Below are 7,204 nucleotides of genomic sequence, written 5' to 3' on the forward strand. Positions count from 1 at the left end.
GTCTTGGTGTCGTTGCTGTGTTTTTGGCTCTCCCCAATGATTGCTGAGCAGTATGGTACTGTACGTGCTTCAGTATTCTTTGGCACGTGTCTTCTTGTAGTGGCTCTACTACTTTACGTAGTTTACTTCTTCATGGATAAGAAGCTAGACCAGCAGCTAGAAGCAGCCCATGCAGCTGTGGAGAAAGAGGAGGAAGAGCCCTTTAAGTTTAGAGACCTCGGTCATGTCTTTGGCAACTCAATGTTTTGGATCGTTGCCATCCTGTGCGTCCTCTATTACTCAGCTATCTTCCCCTTCCAGAAGTTTGCCACGGAGATGCTCGTGAGCAACGTGGGCTTCGAGCAAGATGTGGCTGCTAAGATCTTTAGTCTCTTCCCAGTGGGAGCTATGGTTATAACTCCAATCTTGGGCTTTTACCTAGATGCACGTGGCAAGGGTGCGACGATGCTGATGATCGGTGCTATCCTGATGATTGTCTGCCATGGTACGTTTGCTTTCTTCCCATTCAGTAGTGTCTCTCATGGTCTGGCTACTACTATTGCTATCATAGCCATCGTAGTACTGGGTATCTCCTTCTCACTAGTTCCTGCAGCTCTATGGCCATCCGTACCTAAGATTATCCCAGGTAAGGTGCTAGGCTCTGCTTACTCAGCTATCTTCTGGATCCAGAACATCGGACTTATGTCTGTCCCTATGCTCATAGGCGCTATCCTAGATGCAAACAATCAGAATGTAGCTCCTGGACAGCCTAAGGACTACTTCCAGGCAATGCTTGTCTTTACCGCCTTTGGTGTGGTAGCTCTCATCACGGCTATACTTCTCAAGGCTGCTGACAAGAAGAAGGGCTACGGTCTTGAGTTGCCGAACATTAAGAAGTAACTTATCCGTCGGAGGAGGTTCTTTTGGAGTGTGCTATCACCTCTTTTAGTGAAGACTTAACTAGGAGGTGTAGGCTACTCGCAAAAATCTTCGTACATTTGTGCCGAGAGAGCTAGCTACACGTGATAGCATGCTCCGAGAGAACTACCATTCCACCGAAGAAATAAGATAACTCGCTATATGGAAATCAAGAAATCACCCCACGCAGACCTAAGAAGGACGATACCTTTATCGTTGGCTATGGGTTTTGTCTTAGCTCTAGGTATTCTTTATACCGCTCTAGAGTGGACCTCTTCCAAAAACGACAATGAAGACGAGAGTACTTCGCTTAACATTGCCGATATGGAGGATGCCCTTATTATCAATGAGCAGCAACAAGAGCAACCCGAGCCAGAGCCAGAGGCTCCACAAGAGGTCGTAGAGGTTGCACTACCAGAAGAGTTTAAGGTGGTTGATGACAATAAGGAGGTTGCTAAGATTTCAATCGTCTCTGCAGATCAGGATCGTGAGCTACCACCGCCACCCGTCATCGTCCAGCCTGTACAGACAGTTGAGGAGCCCGAGGATCAGATCTTTGAGATTGTTGAGAATCCTGCCGTTCCTCCTACGGGAGATATACCCTCACTGCTTAAGTGGATTGCTAGTCATATTGAGTACCCACAGAGTGCTCTAGATAATGGTATACAAGGTAAGGTCGTACTCCGCTTTGTCGTGGAGAAGGATGGATCTATCGGAGATATACTTGTAGCTCGTAAGGTAGATCCCGCACTAGACAAAGAGGCTGTTCGCGTGCTTAAGTCTATGCCTAAGTGGACACCAGGTAAGCAGCGTGGTAAACCTGTACGCTCTTACTTCACACTACCTATCTCCTTTACCATCGGTTAAGGCGAAGAGAGGTGACTACGTACTAAAGAATAAGAACTGTAAGATGGTATAGATGCCTCTCTATACTGCTAGTCTAGCGAGGCATTTATACCACTCTCATACTGATAAACAAGGGATGTCTCATTCATCAAAAGCCACGGACTTGAGCGCATATCGTCAGATGGTGCAGGATACTCTGCAACGTCTGCAATTGGATAAGCGTACACCTCAAGCTCTCTATGCTCCAATACAGTATACATTGGAGCAAGAAGGGGCTAAGCGAGTTCGTCCAGTCTTGGCTCTCTTGATGCAGGCGTTTCTTCGTCCAGAAGCTCCACTGGTTATATCGCCAGCAGTAGCGCTAGAGGTCTTTCACAATTTTACGTTACTCCATGATGATGTGATGGACAATTCTCTCGTGCGACGTGGTAAGCCGTCAGTCTACGCTAAGTACGGACTGACACCAGCCATTCTATCGGGAGATGCTATGCTGATTCTCGCTTATCAGATGCTTACGGAGGAGGTCTCTCCAGAGGTGCTCTCCGACTTGATGAGTGATTTCAACAAGATGGCAACGCTCGTTATGGAGGGACAACAACTAGACCTTGAATATGAGAGGCTAGACAATGTCTCTAAGGAGCAATACCTAGAGATGATTGGCTACAAGACAGCAGTGCTGATAGCGACGGCAACGCGCTTTGGCGCAATTCTCTCAAAGGTGGATATAGAGTTGGTTGAGTATGCCTACAACTTCGGTTGGAACCTAGGAATAGCTTTTCAGCTTCAGGATGACTATTTGGATTTATACGGGGATAGTGAAACCTTTGGCAAGCCCCTCGGAGGAGATATCCTAGAGGGCAAGAAGACTATCCTCCATACGCTCGCTTATGTCACTGCTTCACAGACTCAGCGACAAGCACTCACAGAGGCGATGCGGAGACCCAACGAGCAGGCTGATGAGAAGATCTCAAAGGTCAAAGCTCTATATGACGAAATGGAAGTGGCGACTCAAGTGCAGACACTCGTGCGATACTACTTAGCGGAAGCTCAAAAGGCTCTAGAGAGTCTAGAGACGTTTACAGGTAGAGAAGCTACGTTGTTGCGAGTACTTGTGAGCAAACTGGCTGAGCGCAATACTTAAGCGTCACGCCCTTAGCGAAGGGGGTGGCAGTCTAGAGGCAGATAGGGGAGACCCTATGGCTATACGGAGTAAAGATGCTGATAGATACCCACACACATATATACGGTACCGAGTATGAGGCAGACAGAGACGCTGTCATCTCAGCGGCTCACGAGGCGGGGGTTGGCTATTTAGTCATGCCCAATGTAGATCTCACGTCACTCTCGTTACTAGTCGATACCCACCGCTCCTATCCGAATCGCACAGCGATGGCTCTAGGACTGCATCCTACCTCAGTGGGGGCAGATTACTCAGAGCAACTACGTCAGCTACGCCAATACGTAGCTGAGTCTAGAGAGGAGATAGTGGCGATAGGCGAGATAGGACTGGACTTCTACTGGGATCGCACTTATGTGGAGGAGCAACAACGAGCTCTTATTGAGCAAGTCGGATGGGCTATAGAGCTTGACCTGCCAGTGATACTGCATGTACGCTCTGCACTGGATGAGACGATAGATCTATTGCTCTCTCACTTCGCTTCGGATCAGCTCCGCGGAGTCTTTCATTGTTTCGAAGGCGAGGAGGCACAGTTGCAGCGTATTTTGGAGCATTTGCCACTGATGATGATAGGGGTCAATGGCAATGTGACTTATAAACGCTCTCGTACCGCTCAGTTATTGTCTCATATACCTCTAGATAAGATGTTGCTAGAGACCGATGCACCCTATTTGGCTCCTATTCCCCAGCGGGGGAAGCGCAACGAGCCAGCATATTTAGTTCATACAGCTAGTTATGTAGCTGATCAGATAGGTATCTCACTGGAGAGTTTGGCCGAGCATACGACAAGCAATGCTATACGGCTCTTTTCGTTGGACTTATTGCTTAGTAATAGTTGACGAACGTCCGCTTGGCTAGTCTGCGAATATGCCAAGGAGTCTAATCTAACGACTGCGATGTGCGCTAAGTCGCCGAAATTCTTTAGATTTGCATTGGTAAACGGACAGTAAGCTCCACGAGATAGGAGATAGATTCAGACGAGATAGCTATAAAACTGACTATAGATATAAGGAGAGATGCTCGAGTGGCTGAAGAGGCACGCCTGGAAAGCGTGTAAACGTCGAAAACGTTTCGAGGGTTCGAATCCCTCTCTCTCCGCAACAATAATAATCAAACTAGAAATAATCAACTAACACAGCTATCGCAATGAAAAAGTTATTTGCAACGTTATCAAGCATGGCTCTACTCACTTTGGGCCTCACACAGATGACCTACGCACAGGAGGCTGCTCCAGTAGCTACAGACACCACAGAGGAGGTGACCCCTTCTACCGTTGATGAGGCTGTCGAGGCTGATATGGAAGTTGTTATGGAGCAGGATGCTACCGCAGACCAGGATCAAGGCTTCCATCAGGCTCTCAAGAAGAAGTTCATCGAGGGTGGTGCAGACTTTATGGCACTCATCGCACTAGTGCTCATCCTCGGTCTTGTCCTCTGCCTAGAGCGTATCATCTACCTCAACCTAGCAGACAACAACTACGAGGCATTCCTACGCAAGCTCGAGGAGGCACTCAATCGTGGTGATATGAATGGTGCTAAGGAGATCGCACGTAACACTCGTGGTCCCGTTGCTTCTATCGCTTATCAGGCACTCATGCGCTTTGATCAGGGCATCGATGTTGTCGAGCGTTCTATCGTCTCTTACGGAGGCGTACAGGGTGGACTTCTTGAGAAGAACCTCTCGTGGATCACGCTCTTCATCGCTATCGCTCCTTCACTCGGATTCCTTGGTACCGTCGTTGGTATGGTCATGGCATTCGATAAGATCGAGAAGGTCGGTGATATCAGCCCGACGGTTGTCGCAGGTGGTATGAAGGTGGCTCTGATCACGACCATTGGTGGTCTGATCGTTGCTATGATCCTTCAGATCTTCTACAACTACATCCTATCTAAGGTCGAGTCTATCCTCAATCGTATGGAGGATGCCTCTATCACGCTAGTAGACTTTGCTATCAAGTACAACCTCCATAAGTAATACGCAACCATGGCAGTAACCAAAATTCGTAAGATCTCTAGCTGGACGCTACTAGTACTCATAGTAGTCTCCGTTGCGGTCTGCCTTGCGTTTTTCGTCGGGGGAGTCGAGCTAGATGCTTCGGGCAATAAGGTCTATGCCAATACAGACTTAGTCTTGTATTGGGGCTATGCTCTCGTTGCGTTGACGCTCATAGCGACGCTTGTGTTCGCTATCGCCTCCCTAATCCAAGGATTCCGCACTAATCCTAAGAAGGCTCTACAGGGTCTCTTAGTCTTTATCCTATTGATAGTCATACTGGGTGTTTCCTATGCTATAGGTGATAGTACTCCCATGTCTGTCAATGAGGACTCAGCACAGTATAATACTCCAGGGTGGCTCAAGACCATTGATATGTGTATCTACACAGCCTACACGCTCGTGGTTCTTATCATAGTAGGTGTCATCTGGGGTGGTATCCGTAAGAGTCTATCCAAGTAAGTAATCAAACATCAGTAAAGAGCAATGTCTAGAACTAAAAAGAAGGTACCCAGTATCAATGGGTCATCCATGGCCGACATCTCTTTTATTCTTCTGATCTTCTTCTTGATTACTACTTCAATGGACACCGATCAGGGACTAAAGAGGCGCCTACCGCCGTTGGTTCCCCCCGAGCAGCAGCAACAGGATATTGAGATACGTGACCGTAACGTATTGCGTATCCTTGTGAATCGCTCGGATCAGATAGCTATCATCAAGAAAGATGCGTCAGGACGTGACGATATGGCTATCGTACCTCTTGAGAGGCTTAAGGATCGTACTGTCGAGTTCATCCTCAACCCCCAGGATCTGCCACATCTCCCAGAGAAGGAGACACGCTACATCGCTGGACTAGGGGATCGCGTCGTGACCACATCATCGTATGCTATCTCGCTCAAGAACGAGGTTGAGACCAGCTACCAGATGTATATTGATGTACAGAACGAGCTACTCCGAGCTTACAATGAGGTATGGGATATCGTCGCTCAGAAAGAGTTTGGTCAGCCATACGATGACCTGACACCTGATAAGCAGAAGATTGTCGTCGACTGCTATCCGATGCACATCTCTGAGATGCCACTCAACTCGTAAACTTCAACTTATAGCGCATAATTATGGGAAAGTTCAAACAAGCTGGAGGGCGTACGATGCCTGAGCTGAATACCTCCTCACTGCCAGACTTGATTTTTGCCTTTCTGTTCTTCATCATGATGGTGACGAGTATCCGAGAGGTGACTCCAAAGGTTGCCTTTCAGAATCTCCCGACAGCGACTGAGCTCACCAAGTTGGAGGAAAAGTCTCTCGTATCCTTTATCTACGTAGGTAAGCCTATTCCTGAGCTACAGTCTAAGTTTGGTACAGCACCAGCTATCCAGCTCAACGATCAGATTACCACAGATCCCTCTGCCGTCTATGGCTTTGTCAAGGACGAAGAGGCTCAGATACAAGATGAGCGTCGCAAGTTGATGACCGTCTCTATCAAGGGCGATGCATCTACCAAGATGAAAATCATAGCAGATATCAAGTATGAGCTACGTCGTGCTGACGCATTGAATATATCATACTCAGCAAGACCTAAGCGAGATAACTAAAAGAGATACATTGCGCTAAGCAATAGACTCTCTCACTCAATAAGAGGAGGGTGCCACAGAAATAAAGCTGGCATCCTCCTCTTCTTCTTTGTGCTCGTTGTGAGGTCCCTCGGTCGCTGTATGCTGGAAGGGCACTCGCTGTGTTAAAGCGAGACGAAGTTAGCCCCCACAAATGTTCATCCTGTCGTTTTTAGCGAAAACGGTCGCCCTCTTGCTAGAACTCTCCGTGCGTCCCTAGAAAGGGCTTTCGTGATATTTTAAAGTGTTGAGGTCTCTTCGTAGGTGTTGTTTCATCGTTGATTAGTTTGTATCTTTGCTGTGCAACTTCTTAGGGAGGAGCCGTTGGCTGGGCAACGTTAGAAAACTCTTATCCACGCATTTGGCTATGAAACGCCAACACCCCTCGGGGTGCAGACGATGGGCGTGGGGGTATGGGGCACCTGTACGAAAACGATCTAGGAGCCGAGGTGTGATGAGCATCTCGGCTCTTTTCTTGTATTCTCTGCCGATTCTCAGGTGGCATTGCGCCATCTCTACTTCGACACTACGTAGTTATAGCAGACGGAGGAAGGAGTCGTGCGCGCTTTCGGAGAGGATGACGTTCCCAACGGAGGAAGACAAACTTTCCAGCCTTGGAAATTTGTTTTTCCAAGGCTGGAGCGTTTTGGAAACTTAACAAATAGGGGAGGAGGGGTAGGGG

Annotated in this window: 8 protein-coding genes and 1 tRNA gene; all 9 read left to right on the plus strand. The window is 48.0% G+C overall.

What is annotated here, in order from left to right; all coding sequences use genetic code 11:
- Window positions 1–879 (plus strand): MFS transporter (locus tag Q0X57_RS06840; RefSeq protein WP_297729440.1); only part of this gene is annotated, 879 nt, incomplete at its 5' end.
- A gap of 240 nt (window positions 880–1,119) precedes the next feature.
- Window positions 1,120–1,764, plus strand: a complete 645-nt coding sequence (locus tag Q0X57_RS06845; protein WP_366775117.1) for a TonB family protein — start codon at window positions 1,120–1,122, stop codon at window positions 1,762–1,764.
- Between the two features lie 115 nt (window positions 1,765–1,879).
- Window positions 1,880–2,884 (plus strand): polyprenyl synthetase family protein, encoded by a 1,005-nt coding sequence (locus Q0X57_RS06850; RefSeq protein ID WP_297729447.1) that lies wholly within the window; start codon window positions 1,880–1,882, stop codon window positions 2,882–2,884.
- A gap of 74 nt (window positions 2,885–2,958) precedes the next feature.
- Window positions 2,959–3,759 (plus strand): TatD family hydrolase, encoded by an 801-nt coding sequence (locus tag Q0X57_RS06855; RefSeq protein ID WP_297729449.1) that lies wholly within the window; start codon window positions 2,959–2,961, stop codon window positions 3,757–3,759.
- Window positions 3,760–3,930: 171 nt separating this feature from the next.
- Window positions 3,931–4,018 (plus strand) — tRNA-Ser (locus Q0X57_RS06860).
- Between the two features lie 48 nt (window positions 4,019–4,066).
- Entirely contained in the window at window positions 4,067–4,894 is an 828-nt protein-coding gene (locus Q0X57_RS06865) for a MotA/TolQ/ExbB proton channel family protein (RefSeq protein ID WP_297729453.1), read from the plus strand.
- A gap of 9 nt (window positions 4,895–4,903) precedes the next feature.
- Window positions 4,904–5,374 carry a hypothetical protein gene (locus Q0X57_RS06870; RefSeq protein WP_007365084.1) on the plus strand — a complete coding sequence of 157 codons (471 nt, stop codon included), beginning with the start codon at window positions 4,904–4,906 and terminating at the stop codon, window positions 5,372–5,374.
- A 24-nt stretch (window positions 5,375–5,398) separates the two neighbouring features.
- On the plus strand, window positions 5,399–6,004 hold the full coding sequence (locus Q0X57_RS06875; RefSeq protein WP_297729458.1) for a biopolymer transporter ExbD: 606 nt from the start codon (window positions 5,399–5,401) through the stop codon (window positions 6,002–6,004).
- A gap of 23 nt (window positions 6,005–6,027) precedes the next feature.
- Window positions 6,028–6,504, plus strand: a complete 477-nt coding sequence (locus Q0X57_RS06880) for a biopolymer transporter ExbD (protein ID WP_297729461.1) — start codon at window positions 6,028–6,030, stop codon at window positions 6,502–6,504.
- The last annotated feature ends 700 nt before the right edge of the window (window positions 6,505–7,204 follow it).

The sequence above is a fragment of the uncultured Porphyromonas sp. genome (genome assembly GCF_947254915.1).
In the GTDB taxonomy this organism is placed as follows: Bacteria; Bacteroidota; Bacteroidia; order Bacteroidales; family Porphyromonadaceae; genus Porphyromonas.